Here is an 18,029-nt window from a genome sequence, read left to right as displayed (position 1 = left end):
AACACCCATGAATCTCAGGAGAGTTCTGCCCGGCGGCCTGGCCATGGCCCTGGCGCTGCCCCTCGCCGGGCTGAGCCAGGGCACCGCCCTCGCGGCCACCGACTACCAGGCCGAGGACGCCACGATCGTGCAGGGCACGGTGGCCGCCAACCACACCGGCTACACGGGCTCCGGCTTCGTCGACTACACCAACGTCAAAGGTTCCTACGTGGAGTTCACGGTGACCGGGGCCCAGGCGGGCACCGCGTCCCTCACCCTGCGGTACGCCAACGGGACCTCCGCCGACCGGCCGATGGACATCTCCGTCAACGGCACCGTCGTGGCGTCCGCGGTCTCCTTCCCGGCCACCGCCGACTGGAACACCTGGGCGACCAGGACCGTCACCGTCCCGCTCACCGCGGGCACCGACAAGATCCGCGCCACGGCCACCACCGCCGACGGCGGCCCCAACCTCGACCGCATCGGCGTCGGTGCCCCGGCCGACACCCAGGCCCCCACCGTCCCCGGCCGGCCGAGCTGCTCCGACATCGGCGAGGACGCGCTCACCCTCTCCTGGGGCGCCTCCACGGACAACGTGGGCGTCACGGCCTACGACCTCTACGAACACGGCAACAAGATCGGGGAGGCCGCGGGGAGCGCCACCTCCAAGACCCTCACCGGGCTCACCCCGAACACCGCCTACGACCTCACCGTCATCGCCCGCGACGCGGCCGGGAACACCTCGGCGGCCAGCCCGGTCGTCGACTGCACCACCAGGCCCAGCTCCGACAGCGTGCCGCCCAGCAGGCCCGGCACCCTGTCCGCGTCCGGCGTCACCGCGAACTCGGCCGACCTCGGCTGGGGCGCGTCCACGGACGACCGCGCGGTCGTCGCCTACGACGTGCGCAACGACACGACCGTGTACAAGACCGTCACCAGCGGCACGACGACCACCCTCACCGGGCTCGCCTGCAACAGCCCGTACTCCCTGAACGTCGTCGCGCGGGACGCGGCCGGGAACGTCTCGCAGCCCAGCAACAGCGTCAGCTTCACCACCAAGGCCTGCGCCACCGACGGCGGGGTCCCCTCCTCCATCGCCACCCTCTCCACCGGCTGGACCATCCCCTGGGGCACCTACTGGATGCCCGACGGCCAGTCGGCCCTGGTCACCGAGCGGGACGACTTCCGGGTCTGGAAGCTGACCAAGAGCGGCAGCAGGACCCAGGTCGGCACGGTCCCGAACGCCGTCACCACCAACGGCGAGGGCGGTCTGCTCGGGGTCGCCGTCGACCCGAAGTGGGACAGCAACCACTACGTCTACTTCATGCACACCGCGTCCGAGGGCAACCGGGTCGTCCGCATGACGTACGACGGCACCAAGCTCAGCGACTACAAGGTCCTGCTCCAGGGCATCAAGAAGAACCGCTACCACAACGGCGGCCGCCTCGCCTTCGGCCCCGACGGCTACCTGTACGTCTCCACCGGTGAGGCCCAGACGCCCGACCTCGCGCAGGACAAGAACTCCCTGAACGGCAAGATCCTGCGCATGACGACCGACGGAAAGCCGGCCCCCGGCAACCCGTTCGGCACCTACGTCTACTCCCTGGGCCACCGCAATCCGCAGGGCCTGGCCTTCGACCGCAACGGGCGGCTGTGGGAGGCCGAGTTCGGCAACAGCTCCAAGGACGAGCTGAACCTCATCAAGCCGGGCGCCAACTACGGCTGGCCGACCTGCGAGGGCAGCTGCAGCGTCTCCGGCATGACCAACCCCAAGGCCACCTGGAACGTCAACGAGGCCTCGCCCAGCGGTATCGCCATCGTCCGCAACGTGATCTACATGGCCTCCCTGCGCGGCGAACGCCTGTGGCGCATCCCGATCAGCGGGGACACGGAGAAGGTCGGCACGCCGACCGCCTACTACGTCGGCTCCTACGGTCGGCTGCGTACCGTCACCAAGGTGCCGGGCGCCGACCAGCTGTGGCTGTCGACCACCAACTGCGACAACAACGGAGGCGCGGCGGACGGATCCGACAAGATCTTCAAGGTGACGATCAACTGAGCGGGGCCGGCGGAGCGGTCGTCAGGCCCGGTAGAGGGCCTCGACCTCGGTGTCGTAGGCCTTCTCGATCGCCTTCCGCTTCAGCTTCAGCGACGGTGTCAGCAGACCGTGTTCCTCGGTGAACGGCTGCGCCAGGATGCGGAAGGTGCGGATCGACTCGGCCTGGGAGACGAGGGTGTTGGCGGCGACGACCGCCCGCCGCACCTCCGTCTCCAGGTCGGCGTCGCGCACCAGCTGCGCGGCGGTCAGCCTCGGCTTCCCGCGCATCTGCAGCCAGTGCTCGACGGCCTCCTGGTCGAGGGTGACCAGGGCCGCGACATAGGGACGGTCGTTGCCGACGACGATGCACTGGTGGACCAGCGGATGGTCACGGACACGCTCCTCCAGGACACCGGGGGAGACGCTCTTGCCGCCGGAGGTCACCAGGATCTCCTTCTTGCGGCCGGTGATGGTCAGATAGCCGTCCTCGTCGAGCGAGCCGAGGTCGCCGGTGGCCAGCCAGCCGTCGTGCAGGGTCTCGTCGCTGGCCTTCGGGTTGTTGAGATACCCCTGGAAGACGTTCCCGCCGTGCAGCCAGATCTCCCCGTCGTCCGCGATGTGCACGGTGACACCCGGAATGGCCTGGCCGACCGTGCCGTAGCGGGTGCGCTCGGGCGGGTTCGCGGTGGCCGCCGCCGTCGACTCGGTCAGGCCGTAACCCTCGTAGATCTGTACGCCCGCGCCGGCGAAGAACAGGCCCAGCCGGCGGTCCATCGCCGAGCCGCCGGACATCGCGTTCCGGATGCGCCCGCCCATCGCCGCGCGCACCTTGGTGTACACGAGCTTCTCGAAGAACTGGTGCTGCATCCTGAGGGCCGCCGAGGGCCCCGGTCCGATGCCCCAGGCCTTGGCCTCGACCGCTTCGGCGTACTTGATGGCGACCTCGACCGCCTTCTCGAACGGCCCCGCCTTGCCGTCCTTCTCCGCCTTGCGCCGGGCCGCGTTGAACACCTTCTCGAAGATGTACGGCACGGCCAGGATGAACGTCGGCCGGAACGCGGCCAGGTCCGGCAGCAGCGCGGCCGCGTGCAGCTGCGGCTGGTGTCCGAAGCGGACCCGGCCGCGGATCGCCGCGACCTCCACCATCCGCCCGAAGACGTGCGCCAGCGGCAGGAAGAGCAGTGTGGACGCCGCGTCGTCCTTCTTCGTGTGGAACACCGGTTCCCACCGCTGGATCATCGTGTCCGCCTCGAACATGAAGTTCGCGTGGGACAGGACACAGCCCTTGGGGCGGCCCGTGGTGCCCGAGGTGTAGATGATCGTGGCGACCGAGTCTGGCGTGACCGCCTGCCGGTGCCGGTGCACCACCTCGTCGTCCAGATGCGCGCCGGAGTCGTACAGCTCCTGCACACAGCCCGCGTCCAGCTGCCACAGCCGGCGCAGCTGCGGCAGCCGGTCGATGACGGTGGCGATGGTCATCGCGTGGTCCTCGTGCTCCACGACCGCCGTCGACACCTCGGCGTCGTAGAGCATCCAGAAGCACTGCTCGGCCGAGGACGTGGGGTAGATCGGGACCACCTGGGCACCGATCGTCCACAGCGCGAAGTCGAAGAGGGTCCACTCGTAGCGGGTGCGGGACATGATCGCGACCCGGTCCCCGAAGCGGACGCCCTGGGCGAGAAGCCCCTTGGCGAGCGCGAGGACCTCGTCGCGGAACTCGGCGGAGGTCACGTCCCGCCACTGCCCCGACTCGTCCTTGCGGCCGAGCGCGATGTGCAGGGGGTCCGCCAGGGCATGCTCGAAAACGGCATCGGCCAGGCCGCCGACCGGCGGCGCCGACGCCAACGGAGGGTTGGTGAACTCGCGCAAACCCCGCTCCCCGTCTCCTCGCTCCTCGTCACGCCCGCGATGCTCCGCTCAGCGCCGTGAAAGCTACCTCACACCTTCGCCGGACGGGAGGGGTACGGAAACCGAGCAAACCGCGCCTTCTGCCCGGACGACGGCCGGAAAATGCCCTCACATGGGGAAGGGCCGGACACAATACTGACGGGTCAGTAAGTTTCGGTCCCGTAATCTCCACCGAATCTGTACGACCCGGTTACCGTCCGTGGCCCGGTCCGCACAGGGGAAAAGGGGCGGCCCCGGAACCCCGTACCATCCGCGCCGTACCACCCCTCACCTGCGCGGAGTCTTCGCCGCGGGCGTCTGTGGCACCGCCCCGGCGGGCGCCGCCGCCGTCCTGCGGCCCGCGGGGTGCGCACCGGCACCAGCACCAGGGCGCCCGCGGCGATCCCCGCGAGGCCGGGATCACCAGCGTGCCGTTCCGGCCGGAGGTGAACGCCGCGCGCGGCAGCCGGCGTGTCAGCGTGCGCCGCGCTGGCCCCGGTGCAGCCGCTCTCCGCCCGCCAGGATCGCCGCGGCCAGGGCGTTCGCGGCCCCCTCGGCGGCACCCCGCCGGCTGCCGTGCACCAGGACGAAGTCGACCTTGCCCAGCTCCGGCAGGCCCGCCCGGTCCGGCAGCCGGAGCAGACCCGGCGGGATCAGCCGGCGCGAATGAGCCATCACGCCGAGCCCCGCGCGGGCGGCGGCGATCAGACCGTTGAGGCTGCCGCTGGTGCACACGATCCGCCACTCGCGCCCCTGCTCCTCCAGGGCCTCCAGGGCACGGGCCCGGGTGAGGCCGGGAGGGGGATACACGATCAGCGGGACCGGCCGGTCGGGATCCAGACGCAGCTGCTCGGAGCCGATCCACACCAGGTCGTCACGCCAGACCAGCTCGCCGCGCGGGTCCTCGGGACGCCGCTTGGCCAGCACCAGATCGAGCTTGCCGGCCGCCAGCTGCTCGTGCAGCGTGCCCGACAGCTCCACCGTCAGCTCCAGGTCGACCTCCGGGTGGTCGTAGCGGAAGCCCTCCAGGATCTCCGGCAGACGGGTGAGGACGAAGTCCTCCGAGGCGCCGAAGCGCAGCCGGCCGCGCACCCGGGTGCCGGTGAAGAACGCCGCCGCCTGCTCGTGCACCTCCAGCAGCCGGCGGGCGAAGCCCAGCATGGCCTCGCCGTCCTCGGTCAGCTCCACGGAGTGGGTGTCCCGGGAGAACAGCTGACGGCCGGTGGCGTCCTCCAGCCGGCGCACATGCTGGCTGACCGTCGACTGGCGCAGCCCGAGGCGCCGGGCGGCCTGGGTGAAGCTGAGCGTCTGGGCCACCGCCAGGAACGTACGCAGATGCGTGGGGTCGTACACGCCGTCAGCGTATGCCCCCTCATCGCGAACCGCGATGACAGTCAGAGTGGTGTACGGGATTCCCGATCGGCCTGGCAGAGAGGACGATGGAGAGGGGCCCTCCGGGCCCCGTGCGCGTCCCCGACCGCACACCCCTGACCGAAGAGCACGTGGAGCACCGTGAAACGCCTGCGCTGGCCGAGCTGGATGCCGATCGACCCGTACATCGTGCTGCTGCTCGGCACCGTGGGCCTCGCCGCACTCCTCCCGGCCCACGGCACCGGCGCCGACGTGGCCTCGGGCGCGTCCACGGCCGCGATCGCCTTCCTCTTCTTCCTCTACGGCGCCCGGCTCTCCACCCGTGAGGCACTGGACGGCCTCAGGCACTGGCGCCTGCACGTCACCGTGCTGGCCTGCACGTTTCTCGTCTTCCCGGTGCTCGGCATCGGCGCCCGCGGCCTGGTGCCGGTGCTGCTGACCCAGCCGCTGTACCAGGGGCTGCTGTTCCTGACCCTGGTGCCGTCCACCATCCAGTCGTCGATCGCGTTCACCTCGATCGCCCGGGGAAACGTGCCTGCCGCGATCTGCGCGGGCTCGTTCTCCTCACTGATCGGCATCGTCATCACACCGCTGCTGGCGGCCGCACTGCTCGGCGGCTCCGGCGGCGGGTTCTCCGCCGACTCAGTGGTGAAGATCGTCCTCCAGTTGCTCGTGCCGTTCCTCGCCGGGCAGGTCCTGCGGCCCTGGATCGGTGCCTTCGTCGCCCGGCACAAGAAGGTCCTCGGTCTGGTCGACCGCGGCTCGATCCTGCTGGTCGTCTACACCGCGTTCAGCGAGGGCATGACCCGGGGCATCTGGCACCAGGTCAGCCCCGCACGGCTGGGCGCGCTGCTCGCCGTCGAGGCCGTCCTGCTGGCCGTGATGCTCGTCCTGACCTGGTACGGGGGCAAGGGACTCGGCTTCGGCCGGGAGGACCGGATCGCCATCCAGTTCGCCGGGTCGAAGAAGTCCCTCGCCTCCGGTCTGCCCATGGCGAGCGTCCTGTTCGGCGCGCACGCCTCGCTGGCCGTGCTGCCGCTGATGCTCTTCCACCAGATGCAGCTGATGGTGTGCGCGGTCATCGCCAAGCGGCGGGCCCGCGACCCTCAGGAGCCGGCGCGGGCGTCAGCGGCGCACACGGTCCAGGGGCAGCCACAGGACCGTGTCCTCAGGTGACCGCAGCATCTTCGGATCGGCCAGTTGCGCGTCGGTCAGCGCGCGGTCCCAGACACGGACCTCGTCGATCGCGCCGGTGAAGAAGGCGCGGCTGTCCATGCGCTGGCCGATGTGCACGCCGAAGGGGTCGTTGCGGCTGACGGAGCCCGGCACATCGGCGGCGGTGGACTCCGTGCCGTCGACGGACAGCGAGAGCGTGCCGCCGCCCCGGCGCAGCACCGCGTGGTGCCACTGGCCGTCGTTGTAGGCGGTGGTCGTGCGCACGTAAGCGGTCTGCGGAGCGGCGGCGCCGTCCCGCACGGTGATCAGGCCCTGCAGCCGGTTGCTCGCCGGCTCGCCGCGCAGCCACACCTGCGGCTGGCTGGTGCCGATCCCGCCCATCCACAGCAGCGGCTGCTCGCCGGTCCTGGCCGTGTACCGGAACCACAGGGACGCGGTGAAGTCCTTGCTGCCGAGGGGCAGCTCGGGGCGGTAGGGCAGGCGTACGGCGTCGTCGGTGCCGTCGAACTCCAGCGCGTCGCCGAAGACGCCGTCCGTCTCCTCGGCGCCGCCGAGCACCGCGGCGGGGCGGGCGTGCGGAGCGAGGTCGGAGGTGTGCGGATCGGGACCGCGGCGCGGGGCGAGCCAGTCCTCGGTGAAGCGGGCGAAGCGGATCTCGTCGCGCGCATCGACCGCCCCGCCCTCGTACAGCAGGCCCACCGTGTCGTCGTCGGCGCGCACCAGGTCGGAGTAGCCGGACCAGTCCGTGGTGACGACAGTGCCGCGGTCCACGCTGTCCCAGGTGCGGCCGCCGTCGTAGGAGGAGCGGATCATCATCGTCCGGCGCCGGTCGGGGTCGGCCGGGCAGGAGAGCAGGATGCGGTCGCCCAGCCGCAGCATCGAGCCCTGCACCATCGGGGCGTACAGGTCCGGCAGGTCGTGGAAGGGCGCGGCGAAGCTGCCGCCGCCGTCCCGGCTGACGGTCTGGGTGCGGTGGCCGAGGTCGGTGCCGTCCTGCTCCCGGCCGCTGACCAGGATCGAGCCGTCCGTGCGCTCGGCCAGGGTGACTTCGGAGGGCTTCTGCCGGAAGGTGCCGTCGGCGGCTATCGGCCAGGTGTCGGTGGCGCCGATCCGCCAGTGACCGCCGTGGTCGTCGCTGACGATCAGCGCGGCGTGGTTGGCGGTGACCCGGCTGCCGTCCCAGGTCTCGGTGTTGACGCCGAAGACCAGCCGGCCGGCGTACCGCCCGCGGGTGAGCTGGATGCCGTGCACGGGTCCGGTCGCGTACCAGGAGTTCCAGTCCGCGGGCAGGATCTCGGGGCTCAGATCGCGCGGCTCGGACCAGCTCAGCCCGTCGTCGTCGCTGTACTGCAGATGCGGGGTGCGGTCGCAGGGCACCGAGCAGCCGGCGCTGTCCGTACGGCCCGTGTTGTACGTCTCCGCGATCCAGATCCGGCCGGTCTCGCGGTCCACGATCGGCGCCGGGTTGCCGTGGGTGTCGCCCGCGCCCTGGTTGACCACCTGGAGCGGGCCCCAGGTGCGTCCGCCGTCCGTGGAGCGCTTGACGACGATGTCGATGTCGGCGGCGTCCCCGCAGTTGAGGACCCGGCCCTCGGCGAAGGCCAGCAGGGTGCCGTCGGTCGAGCGGACGACCGCCGGGATGCGGAAGCAGGCGTAGCCCGGGTCCTGGGACGCCTTGAAGAGGACCTGCTGTTCGAACTGCGGTGCCCCGGCGGCCGGCTGGGCGTGTGCGGGGTGCGGGGCGGCGAGCGGCAGCACCAGCAGTGCGGCTGCCGTGAAGGCGGTGAAGAGTGCGGATCTGAGACGGGCGCGACGACCTGACGGCATGCTGCGACCTGCCCTTCGGCGGGGCGGACATCCGGACATCCGGACGTCCCACGTCCAACGTCCGCCTCATCGACGGTAGTTGCGGCTCCGGAGCCCCACAAGAAGCGTGCAGAACAAGAGCGGTACAAGATGCGTGCAGAACAAGAGCGGTACGAGAAGCGTGCAGAACAAGAGCGGTACGAGAAGCGTGCAGAACAAGAGCGGTACGAGAAGCGTGCAGAACAAGAGCGGTACGAGAAGCGTGCAGACAACAGCTGTACAAGAAGCTGCGAAGGCTACGGGCGCAGGACGACCTTGCCGAGATTGGCCCGCGCCTCGATCGCCTCGTGCGCCTTCGCCGCCTCCTCCAGAGCGAACTCGCCATGCACGGCTGGCTTCAGGGTCCCGTCGGCGAACAGCCGCCACAGCTCCTGCCGCCACTGTTCGTACAGCTCCGGCCGGCCCTGGGCGATCAGCCTCATCTGGAAGCCGATCACGGACTTCGCGCCGACCAGCAGGTCGTAGGCCTGGACCGTGCCCCCGCCGGAGCTGTAGGCGACCAGCCGGCCGTACGGGGCGAGCGCGGCGACGGCGGGGGTGAGCAGGTCTCCGCCGACCGCGTCCAGGACGCAGTCGGCCCGTGGCCCAGGCCGACCTCGGCCGCAGCGTGGGCCTCGACCCCAAGGACCTGGTCGGCGTCCTCAACGACCTGCAGTCCGCCGGCCTCGTCGTCCGCGCCCCCGACCCCAAGGACCGGCGCAAGAACGCCGTCTCCCTCACCGGCGACGGCGACCGCCTGCTCACCCGCTGCGAACGGGCCGCCCGCGAGGCGAACGACGAGCTGCTGGCCCCGCTGTCGACAGCCGAACGCGATCAGTTCACGGGCCTGTTGATCCGGATTTCCGGCACGGACGGCTGACGGCGGCTAACGTTCCGTCATGACCGCAGCTCCCGTGCTTGATCCGCAGCGCACCGCGCTCGTCCTCGTCGATCTGATGGACCGCATCGTCGCGCTGCCCCTGGAACCCCGTAAGGGCACCGACGTACTCGCCGCCTCGCACGACCTGGCGGACGCCTTCCGCGCCGCCGGCGCGCTCGTCGTCCTGATCCGGGTCGAACGCCCCTCGGTCGCCGAACAGCCGCCCGGCAGCGGGCTGGTGGCGGGACTGCTCAGGGGCGGCGACCTGGAAGTGGTCAAGCGCACCATCGGCGGCTTCCAGGGCACCGGTCTCGACGAGCGGCTGCGCGAACGCGGCATCCGCACCCTCGTGTTCGGCGGTATCGCCACCAACCTGGGCGTCGAGTCCACCGCCCGCGCCGCCGCCGACCTCGGCTACGAACTCGTCTTCGCCGAGGACGCCATGGCCGCGCTCACCGGCGCCGAGCACGAGGCCTCCGTCCGGTTCGACTTCCCGCGGCTGGGTACCGTCGTGACCGCCTCCCAGGTGCGCCTCGCCGCCGGCTGACCGCTCAGACCAGCACCCCGCCCCCGTCCACCAGCAGCACCGACCCGGTGCTGTAACCGCCGCGCATCAGATACAGGTACGCCTCCGCCACATCCGCCGGCTCGCCGACCCGCCCCACCGGCAGCGACTCGGCGGACGAGCGGAACAGCCCCTCCCGCTCGGCCGCCGGCATGTCCCGCCACAGCTCGGTGTGCACCAGCCCCGGACAGACCGCATTGACCCGCACCGGCGCCAGCTCCAGGGCCAGCGCCCGGGTCAGCGACTCCATCGCCCCGCACAGCGCCGCCGCGGCCGTGGTCCCCGGCATCGGCCGCCGCCCCGCGGTGCCCGTGGTCAGCACCACCGAGCCGCCCTCGCGGATCGATCCGGCGCCGTACTTCACCGCCGTGTACGCACCCCACAACCGCGTGTCCAGGAACTGCCGGGCCCGCCCGAGATCCGTCCCGGCCAGGCTCTCCAGCAGGAGTGACTCGCCCGCCGTGTACACGAGGTGGTCGAAACCTCCGATCTCCGCGAAGAAGTCACGCACCGCGGCCTCGTCGTTCACGTCCAGCACCCGCCCCTCGGCGCCCTCGGGCAGCCGCTTCAGCGCCGCCTCCACGTTCTCCCGCCGGCGCGAGGCCACCACCACCCGGGCGCCCTCCCGCGCCACCCCCTCGGCGACCGCGAGGCCGATGCCCGACGTACCCCCGATGACGACGACGCGCTGTCCCTGCAGATCCATGAGAAGTCACTCTCCAAGCCGGTGTTCCACCTTGTTCGGACGCTTCCAGCCTGCGGCCGCGAGGCCGCGGCCGTCCAAGACCTCTTCCGCACCCGGCGATACCCTGGAGGTATCGCCACCGGCACGACGGAAGGGGCGGCCATGGACCTGGACCTGCGGAAGGTCCGCTACTTCGTCGCGGTCGCCGAAGCGCTGCACTTCGGCCGTGCCGCCGAGCGGCTGCACATCGCCCAGCCGGTGCTCAGCCGTCAGATCCGCGCCCTGGAGAAGGACTTGGGAGCCGAGCTGTTCGTACGCGACAGCCACGGGGTGTCGTTGACCGACGCCGGGCGCCAACTCCTGGACGACGGAAAACAGTTGCTCACCCTCGCGGACGGGGCGCGGCGCCGCGCCCTGCGGGCCGCGCGCGGGCCCCGGCGGCTCGTCGTCGGCTTCCGCGCCGGTGTCGTCGTCACCCACGCACTGCGCGCCTTCTGGGCCACCCACCCGGACGTGCAGGGCAACGCCCGCCGGGTCGAGTGGGACGACCAGGAGCGCCTGATCCTCGACGGCACCGTCGACGTCGCCTACGTACGACGGCCGGTCCAGGAGGACGGGCTGGAGCTGCGGCCCCTGTACAGCGAGACCCGTGTGGCGATGCTCCCGGACGGCCACCGTCTGGCCGGGAAGCAGGAACTGTCGCTCACCGACCTCGACGGCGAGACCTGGCTCCGCTACTCCGACCCGCTGCCCGGCGACCTGCCGATCCGCACCATCGAGGAGAAGTTCGAATGCGTGGCCGCGGGCACCGGCATCACGCTCGTCCCGCGCTCGGTCGCCGAGCAGTACTCCCGCCCGGACATCAGTTACGTACCGGTCACCGACGCCGAACCCGACCAGGTGCTGCTGGCCTGGGCGGCCGGCCGGCACTCACCCCTGATCGCCGAGTTCGCCGAGGTCGCGGCGGCCATGGGCGCCGCGGGGGCCGCGGACTCGGCGGCCGGGCGCGGCTGAGGCGGGGCCCCTGCGGCGCAGGGGGCGCTCCCCGCCGTTCGGGGCCCCGCCGCCGTGCCGCGGGGAACCGGTCAGCCCTGGGCGGCCGCGGCCCGCAGGGCGACGCGGTCCTCGCCCGCGTACACGTTCATCGAGCTGCCCCGGAGGAATCCCACCAGGGTCAGACCCGTCTCGACGGCCAGGTCCACCGCCAGCGACGACGGCGCCGAGACCGCCGCCAGCACCGGGATGCCCGCCATCACGGCCTTCTGCGCCAGCTCGAACGAGGCCCGGCCCGAGACCAGCAGGATCGTCCGCGACAGCGGCAGCTCCCCGTTCTGCAGCGCCCGCCCCACCAGTTTGTCCACCGCGTTGTGCCGGCCCACGTCCTCCCGTACGTCCACCAGCTCCCCGGCCTCGGTGAACAGGGCGGCCGCGTGCAGGCCTCCCGTCCGGTCGAACACCCGCTGGGCCGCCCGCAGCCGGTCGGGCAGCGCCGCCAGCAGCTCGGGGGTGACCCGGACCCGGGGAGTGTCGGCGATCGGCCAGCGGGCGGTCGTCCGTACGGCGTCCAGGCTGGCCTTGCCGCACAGCCCGCACGAGGACGTGGTGTAGACGTTCCGCTCCAGGGTGAAGTCCGGCAGCTCCAGGCCGGCAGCGGTCCGCACATCGACCACGTTGTACGTGTTCGAACCGTCGGCCGTCGCCCCCGCGCAGTAGACGATGTTCTGCAGATCGGAGGAAGCGGCCAGAACGCCCTCGCTGACCAGGAACCCGGCCGCCAGCGCGAAGTCGTCGCCCGGGGTGCGCATGGTGATCGCGAGCGGCTTGCCGTTCAGCCGGATCTCCAGGGGCTCCTCGGCGACCAGCGTGTCCGGCCGGCCGGTCACGGCCCCGTCCCGGATGCGGAGGACCTTGCGTCGTTCCGTGACTCGTCCCATGTCCTGATCAGCCCCGGTTCTGTACGTGCTGGTAGCCGAAATGGCCCTTGATGCAGAGATTGCCGTGGGTCACCGGGTTGTCGTGCGGTGAGGTGACCTTCACGATCTCATTGTCCTGCACATGGAGCGTGAGGTTGCAGCCCACTCCGCAGTACGCGCACACCGTGGTCGTCTCCGTCTGCCGCGCCTCGTCCCAGGTACCTGCCGCCCGCATCTCGAACTCCGACCTGGACGACAGCGCCCCGGTCGGGCACACCTCGATGCAGTTCCCGCAGTACACGCAGGCGGAGTCGGTCAGAGGGGCATCGTGCTCGACGGCGATCCGCGCATCGAAGCCGCGCCCGGCCACCGAGATCGCGAAGGTGTTCTGCCACTGGTCACCGCAGGCGTCGACGCACTTGTAGCACAGGATGCACTTGCGCGCCTTCGACGAACGCCTCGTTGACCAGGCCCGCGTGGATGATCTCCCGGCCGAGCGCGTGCGCCATCGGGATGTCGGTGCCGACGTTCAGCCCGAGCCAGCCCTCGGCCCACTCGGCCGTGGACGTCCGCCGCGGGTCGACCGCGTACAGCCGGGCGCCGTTCCTGATCCCCTTCAGCACGTGCTGGAAGAAGATCGGGTGCGCGAAACGGGCGTTGGAGCCCCACATCACGATGACGTCGGTGTGCTCGATCTCCTCGTACGACGAGGTGCCGCCGCCGGAGCCGAACGCCGCCGACAGACCGGCCACGCTGGGCGCGTGACAGGTCCGGTTGCAGGAGTCGACGTTGTTGGTGCCCATCACGACCCGGGCGAACTTCTGCGCCACGTAGTTCATCTCGTTGGTGGCGCGGGCGCAGGAGAACATGCCGAACGCGCCCCGGTTGCGCTGCAGGCCGTGGGCCGCCCGGTCCAGTGCCTCCTCCCAGCCGGCCTCCCGGAACGGCTCGTCGCGGGAGTCGCGCACCAGGGGGCGGGTCAGCCGGGTGTAGGTCTTCGGTTGCCGGTTTCTCATGCGGCGCTCCTCAGCGCGAGCAGGTCCGAGATGGCATGCACGGTGCGCAGGGTGGGCACCTGGACACCGGTGATCTCCGCGAGTTCCACGACCGCCGCGAGCAGTACGTCGAGTTCCAGCGGCTTGCCGCGCTCCAGGTCCTGGAGGGTGGAGGTGCGGTGGTCGCCGACGCGTTCGGCGCCCGCGAGGCGTCTCTCGACGGAGACCCCGACCTCGCAGCCCAGTGCCTCGGCGACGGTCAGCGTCTCGTGCATCATCGTCTCGATGACCCGGCGGGTGCCGCCGTGCAGGCACATCTGCCGCATCGTGGCGCGGGCGAGCGCGCTGATCGGATTGAAGGAGATGTTGCCGAGCAGTTTGACCCAGATGTCGCCCCGCAGATCCCGCTCCACCGGGCACTTCAGGCCGCCGGCCGTCATCACCTCGCTGAAGTCCGCACAGCGCGGCGAGATGCTGCGGTCGGGCTCGCCGATGGAGAACCGGGTGCCTTCCAAGTGCCGTACGACGCCGGGCCCCTGGAGTTCCGTGGCCGCGTAGACGACACAGCCGACGGCCCGTTCGGGCGCGAGGACGGCGCTGACCGCGCCGCCCGGGTCGACGCTCTCGACGCGGTGGCCGTCGTAGGGGCCGCCGTGCCGGTGGAAGTACCACCAGGGGATGCCGTTCTGGGCCGCGACGACCGCGGTGCGCTCGTTCAGCAGCGGCGTGATCAGCGGTCCGCACGCCGCGTACGCGTTGGCCTTCAGACCCAGGAAGACGACGTCGGCCGGGCCGACCTCGGTGGGGTCGTCGGTGGCGTGGGGATGCGCGGTGAAGTCGCCGCGCGGGCTGAGCACCCGTACGCCGTACTGCCTCATGGCCGCGAGGTGCGGTCCACGGGCGATGAGGTGCACGTCGGCGCCCGCGCGGTGGAGCGCGGCACCGACATAGGCGCCGATCGCACCGGCGCCGAGGACTGCGACTTTCACGGGAACGCTCCGTTCGGTTTGAGGGATGCCGCGGAGGTGGCGGGGAGAGGAGCCGGAACGCATCGGCTGAATCCTGTCGACGAAATATTGTCTACAGTATGGAGAGGGGCTCAGCAAGGGTTCTCACGGCGACCGTCGGACGCGTCCCGCATACCGTTCACCGCATACGGTCGACCGGCCGTCTTCTCAACTCCCGCTTCCCGCCCTACCGTCCGCGGGCATGAGCAGCCCCCCTCTCGCACCCCCGGGCTGGAGCCGCTGGCTCGTTCCGCCCGCCGCCCTCTCCGTCCATCTCTCCATCGGCCAGGCCTACGCCTGGAGCGTGTTCAAGCCGCCCCTAGAGTCCGCCCTGCACCTCGACGGCACCCAGAGCGCGCTGCCCTTCCAGCTGGCGATCGTGATGCTCGGGCTGTCGGCCGCGTTCGGCGGCACGCTCGTCGAGCGCAACGGGCCGCGCTGGGCGATGACCGTGGCCCTCGTCTGCTTCTCCTCCGGCTTCCTGATCTCCGCGCTCGGCGCCCAGACGAAGCAGTACTGGCTGATCGTCCTCGGCTACGGCTTCGTCGGCGGGATCGGCCTCGGCATCGGCTACATCTCGCCCGTCTCCACCCTGATCAAGTGGTTCCCGGACCGGCCCGGCATGGCCACCGGCCTCGCCATCATGGGCTTCGGCGGCGGCGCGCTGATCGCCTCGCCCTGGTCGGCGCAGATGCTCGCGTCCTTCGGCACCGGTCACTCCGGGATCGCGCTCGCGTTCCTCGTGCACGGTCTGTCGTACGCCGTCTTCATGATGCTGGGCGTGCTCCTCGTGCGCGTGCCGCGTGCGCAGCGGCCCGCCGAGGGCGGGCCGGGCATCGACGGCGGTGTGCAGGTGTCCGCCCGCAGCGCGGTGCGCACCCCGCAGTTCTGGTGCCTGTGGGTCGTCCTGTGCACCAACGTGACCGCCGGCATCGGCATCCTGGAGAAGGCCGCCCCGATGATCACGGACTTCTTCGCGGACAGCTCCGTCCCGGTGTCGGCCTCGGCCGCCGCCGGCTTCGTCGCGCTGCTCTCGGCGGCCAACATGGCCGGCCGGATCGGCTGGTCGTCCGCCTCCGACCGAATCGGCCGCAAGAACATCTACCGCGTCTACCTCGGTGTCGGCGCGCTGACGTACCTGCTCATCGCGCTGTTCGGGGACTCGGCCAAGCCCCTGTTCGTGCTGTGCGCCCTGGTGATCCTCTCCTTCTACGGCGGCGGCTTCGCGACCGTCCCCGCCTATCTGAAGGACCTCTTCGGCACGTATCAGGTCGGCGCGATCCACGGCCGGCTGCTGACCGCCTGGTCCACCGCCGGTGTGCTCGGGCCGCTGATCGTCAACCGGATCGCCGACCGCCAGGAGGCCGCGGGGAAGCACGGCCCGGCCCTGTACGGGCTGTCGTTCACCATCATGATCGGGCTGCTGGTCGTCGGCTTCGCCGCCAACGAGCTGATCCGTCCCGTCCACGCCCGCCACCACGTCCGCGCCCCGAAGGAGGCCGCCGATGCCCAGCGACAGCAGCCCGCCTAGCCTCCCCGGCTCACGCCTCGGCTCCGGCGCGGGTACCCCCCTCGCCCTGATCGTCCTCGCCTGGCTGTGGGTGGCCGCACCCCTCGCCTACGGGGTGTACGAACTGGTCCAGAAGGCGAGGCAGCTGTTCACCGGGTGAGTGCGCGGTCCGGGGGCGCGGGGGACGCCTGAGGGCGTCTGAGGGAAGCCGACAACTCGGATGCCCGATTCCTGTGGCTTCACCTGCCGTCGTACCCGCCAGTCACTGGCCAGACTGGTGGGTCCCGCACCACCCACGGCAACGAGGGGGACACCCCGCCATGTACGGCTCGCGCATCGCCGCCATCGGTCACTACCAGCCCGCCAAGGTCCTCACCAACGAGGCCCTGGCAGGCATGGTCGACACCAGCGACGAATGGATCCGGAGCCGGGTGGGCATCCGCACCCGGCACATCGCCGGACCCGACGAACCGGTCGACGAGCTGGCCGCGCACGCCGCCGCCAAGGCCCTCGCCGCGGCCGGTCTCACCCCCGGCGACATCGATCTGGTCCTGGTCGCCACCTCCACCGCGATCGACCGCTCCCCGAACACCGCCGCCCGGGTCGCGGCCCGCCTCGGCATCCCGCAGCCCGCCGCGATGGACGTCAACGTGGTGTGCGCCGGATTCACCCACGCGCTGGCCACCGCCGACCACACCGTCCGCGCCGGCGCGGCCACCCGTGCCCTGGTCATCGGCGCCGACAAGATGTCCGAGGTCACCGACTGGACCGACCGCACCACCTGCGTCCTGGTCGGCGACGGAGCCGGGGCCGCCGTCGTCGAGGCGTGCGCGCCCGGCGAGGAGCCCGGGATCGGACCGGTGCTGTGGGGATCGGTGCCGGAGATGGGGCACGCCGTGCGGATCGAGGGCACGCCGCCGCGGTTCGCCCAGGAGGGCCAGAGCGTCTACCGCTGGGCCACCACCCAGCTGCCCGCCGTGGCCCGCCGTGCCTGCGAGCGGGCCGGCATCGCCCCCGAGGAGCTGGCCGGGGTCGTCCTGCACCAGGCCAACCTGCGCATCATCGAGCCGCTGGCCGAGAAGCTCGGCGCCGTCAACGCCGTGGTCGCCCGCGACGTCACCGAATCCGGCAACACCTCCGCGGCCAGCATCCCGCTCGCCTTCTCCAAGCTCCTCGAACGGGGAGCGCTCCGCGGCGGCGACCCGGTGCTGCTGTTCGGCTTCGGCGGCAACCTGTCGTACGCCGGCCAGGTCGTACGGTGCCCGTGAGGACGGCGGCAGGGGCGGGGACGCCGGCGGAGAGCGCGCGGGGACGCCGACGGGGAGCGCGCGGGGACGCCGGCGGGGGCGCGTGGGTCGGGGTGATGCGCCCCACTCCCGCTTCCTCTGGATTTTGCGCACCGTAGACTGTAGACGAAAGACAATTCATAGTGGGTAGTCCGCTGTGTACTGCATACAGTCCGCTGCGCACGGCAGCCTGCCCAGGAGGGGGACCGCGATGTTGTCGACCGGACTGCCGCAGGGATCCGTACCCAAGCTGGAACGGCCCGGCCCGCTGCGCGACCGCGTCTACCAGGCGCTGCTGGAGCTGATCACCACCCGTGCCCTGCAGCCCGGCCAGCACCTCGTGGAGAGCGAGCTCGCCGGTCATCTCGGCGTATCCCGGCAGCCGGTGCGCGAGGCACTGCAGCGCCTGAACAGCGAGGGCTGGGTCGATCTCCGGCCCGCGCAGGGCGCGTTCGTCCACGAGCCGACCCAGGAGGAGGCCGACCAGCTGCTGTCGGTCCGCACGCTCCTGGAGGCGGAGGCGGCCCGGCTCGCCGCACTGAACGCCGACAAGGCCGGCATCGACGCCCTCCGCGACATCGTGGCGCAGGGCAGACCGGCCGCCGCCGAGGGCGACGTCAACCGGGCCGTCTCCCTCAACGCCGCCTTCCACGCCAAGATCATGGAACTGGCCGGCAACGCCGTCCTCGCCGAACTCGCCGCCCAGGTCGACCGCCGGGTCCGCTGGTACTACACACCCGTGGCCCGCCTGCGCGGCGGCACCTCCTGGGACGAGCACGAGGAACTGATCCGCGCCATCGACGACCGGGACGAAGCGCGCGCCACCCGGCTCATGCGCGAACACACCGAGCACACCCGGGAGTCGTACCACCAGCAGGGCACCTCCTGAGCG

14 protein-coding genes and 4 pseudogenes are annotated in these 18,029 nt (G+C 71.4%); 9 read left to right on the top strand and 9 right to left on the bottom strand.

What is annotated here, in order from left to right:
• Nucleotides 1-7: 7 nt before the first annotated feature.
• The gene (locus tag ACZ7P3_RS06405; RefSeq protein ID WP_472079331.1) at nucleotides 8-2,038 is read left to right on the top strand and encodes a PQQ-dependent sugar dehydrogenase; all 2,031 of its coding nucleotides are present in this window, start codon (nucleotides 8-10) and stop codon (nucleotides 2,036-2,038) included.
• A gap of 21 nt (nucleotides 2,039-2,059) precedes the next feature.
• On the opposite strand, the gene ACZ7P3_RS06400 is transcribed toward ACZ7P3_RS06405, so the two are convergent.
• On the bottom strand, nucleotides 2,060-3,886 hold the full coding sequence (locus tag ACZ7P3_RS06400; RefSeq protein WP_472079329.1) for an AMP-dependent synthetase/ligase: 1,827 nt from the start codon (nucleotides 3,884-3,886) through the stop codon (nucleotides 2,060-2,062).
• A gap of 492 nt (nucleotides 3,887-4,378) precedes the next feature.
• A complete protein-coding gene (locus ACZ7P3_RS06395) occupies nucleotides 4,379-5,257 on the bottom strand; it encodes a LysR substrate-binding domain-containing protein (RefSeq protein WP_472079327.1) in 879 nt (292 codons plus the stop codon).
• A 159-nt stretch (nucleotides 5,258-5,416) separates the two neighbouring features.
• Between ACZ7P3_RS06395 and ACZ7P3_RS06390 the strand changes: the two genes are divergently transcribed.
• Nucleotides 5,417-6,451 (top strand): bile acid:sodium symporter family protein, encoded by a 1,035-nt coding sequence (locus ACZ7P3_RS06390; RefSeq protein ID WP_472079325.1) that lies wholly within the window; start codon nucleotides 5,417-5,419, stop codon nucleotides 6,449-6,451.
• Here the strand turns inward: ACZ7P3_RS06390 and ACZ7P3_RS06385 are convergent.
• Both ACZ7P3_RS06385 and ACZ7P3_RS06380 read right to left on the bottom strand, forming a co-directional pair.
• Nucleotides 6,401-8,278 carry an exo-alpha-sialidase gene (locus tag ACZ7P3_RS06385; protein WP_472079323.1) on the bottom strand — a complete coding sequence of 626 codons (1,878 nt, stop codon included), beginning with the start codon at nucleotides 8,276-8,278 and terminating at the stop codon, nucleotides 6,401-6,403. The genes ACZ7P3_RS06390 and ACZ7P3_RS06385 overlap by 51 nt on opposite strands.
• Nucleotides 8,279-8,553: 275 nt before the next feature.
• Nucleotides 8,554-8,895 (bottom strand): annotated as a pseudogene (locus ACZ7P3_RS06380) (zinc-binding dehydrogenase); the annotation flags it as partial.
• Between ACZ7P3_RS06380 and ACZ7P3_RS06375 the strand changes: the two are divergent.
• Both ACZ7P3_RS06375 and ACZ7P3_RS06370 read left to right on the top strand, forming a co-directional pair.
• A pseudogene (locus ACZ7P3_RS06375) lies at nucleotides 8,895-9,176 on the top strand (MarR family winged helix-turn-helix transcriptional regulator); the annotation flags it as partial. The pseudogenes ACZ7P3_RS06380 and ACZ7P3_RS06375 sit on opposite strands and share 1 nt — an antisense overlap.
• A gap of 19 nt (nucleotides 9,177-9,195) precedes the next feature.
• Entirely contained in the window at nucleotides 9,196-9,723 is a 528-nt protein-coding gene (locus ACZ7P3_RS06370; protein ID WP_472079321.1) for an isochorismatase family protein, read from the top strand.
• Nucleotides 9,724-9,727: 4 nt separating this feature from the next.
• On the opposite strand, the gene ACZ7P3_RS06365 is transcribed toward ACZ7P3_RS06370, so the two are convergent.
• Nucleotides 9,728-10,447 (bottom strand): SDR family oxidoreductase, encoded by a 720-nt coding sequence (locus tag ACZ7P3_RS06365; protein ID WP_472079319.1) that lies wholly within the window; start codon nucleotides 10,445-10,447, stop codon nucleotides 9,728-9,730.
• Between the two features lie 141 nt (nucleotides 10,448-10,588).
• On the opposite strand from ACZ7P3_RS06365, the gene ACZ7P3_RS06360 reads away from it, so the two are divergent.
• Entirely contained in the window at nucleotides 10,589-11,440 is an 852-nt protein-coding gene (locus tag ACZ7P3_RS06360) for a LysR family transcriptional regulator (protein ID WP_472079317.1), read from the top strand.
• Nucleotides 11,441-11,511: 71 nt separating this feature from the next.
• Here the strand turns inward: ACZ7P3_RS06360 and fdhD are convergent, their stop codons facing one another.
• From fdhD to ACZ7P3_RS06340, 4 genes and pseudogenes are all read right to left on the bottom strand, one after another.
• Nucleotides 11,512-12,360, bottom strand: coding sequence for a formate dehydrogenase accessory sulfurtransferase FdhD (fdhD, locus tag ACZ7P3_RS06355; RefSeq protein WP_472079315.1), 849 nt, complete (start codon nucleotides 12,358-12,360; stop codon nucleotides 11,512-11,514).
• 7 nt (nucleotides 12,361-12,367) lie between these two features.
• Nucleotides 12,368-12,778 (bottom strand): annotated as a pseudogene (locus ACZ7P3_RS06350) (4Fe-4S dicluster domain-containing protein); the annotation flags it as partial.
• Nucleotide 12,779: 1 nt separating this feature from the next.
• Nucleotides 12,780-13,355, bottom strand: a pseudogene (locus tag ACZ7P3_RS06345) (molybdopterin oxidoreductase family protein); the annotation flags it as partial.
• A complete protein-coding gene (locus tag ACZ7P3_RS06340) occupies nucleotides 13,352-14,323 on the bottom strand; it encodes a 2-dehydropantoate 2-reductase (protein ID WP_472079313.1) in 972 nt (323 codons plus the stop codon). The gene ACZ7P3_RS06340 and the pseudogene ACZ7P3_RS06345, both read right to left, overlap by 4 nt.
• A 220-nt stretch (nucleotides 14,324-14,543) precedes the next feature.
• Here ACZ7P3_RS06340 and ACZ7P3_RS06335 point away from each other — a divergent pair, with 220 nt between their 5' ends.
• The 4 genes from ACZ7P3_RS06335 (at nucleotide 14,544) to ACZ7P3_RS06320 (ending at nucleotide 18,026) form a co-directional block, all read left to right on the top strand.
• Complete coding sequence (locus tag ACZ7P3_RS06335) at nucleotides 14,544-15,872, top strand: OFA family MFS transporter (RefSeq protein WP_472079311.1); 1,329 nt, start codon at nucleotides 14,544-14,546, stop codon at nucleotides 15,870-15,872.
• Nucleotides 15,847-16,011, top strand: coding sequence for an MFS transporter small subunit (locus tag ACZ7P3_RS06330; RefSeq protein ID WP_472079309.1), 165 nt, complete (start codon nucleotides 15,847-15,849; stop codon nucleotides 16,009-16,011). The genes ACZ7P3_RS06335 and ACZ7P3_RS06330 overlap by 26 nt, the downstream gene beginning before the upstream one ends.
• Nucleotides 16,012-16,171: 160 nt before the next feature.
• Nucleotides 16,172-17,119, top strand: coding sequence for a beta-ketoacyl-ACP synthase III (locus ACZ7P3_RS06325; RefSeq protein ID WP_472079307.1), 948 nt, complete (start codon nucleotides 16,172-16,174; stop codon nucleotides 17,117-17,119).
• Between the two features lie 229 nt (nucleotides 17,120-17,348).
• Nucleotides 17,349-18,026: a GntR family transcriptional regulator gene (locus ACZ7P3_RS06320; protein ID WP_472079306.1), complete on the top strand. Its 678-nt coding sequence runs from the start codon at nucleotides 17,349-17,351 to the stop codon at nucleotides 18,024-18,026.
• Nucleotides 18,027-18,029: the final 3 nt, after the last annotated feature.

The sequence above is a fragment of the Streptomyces sp. NPDC107581 genome (assembly GCF_055657175.1).
This window is presented reverse-complemented; position numbering and strand designations above follow the sequence as displayed.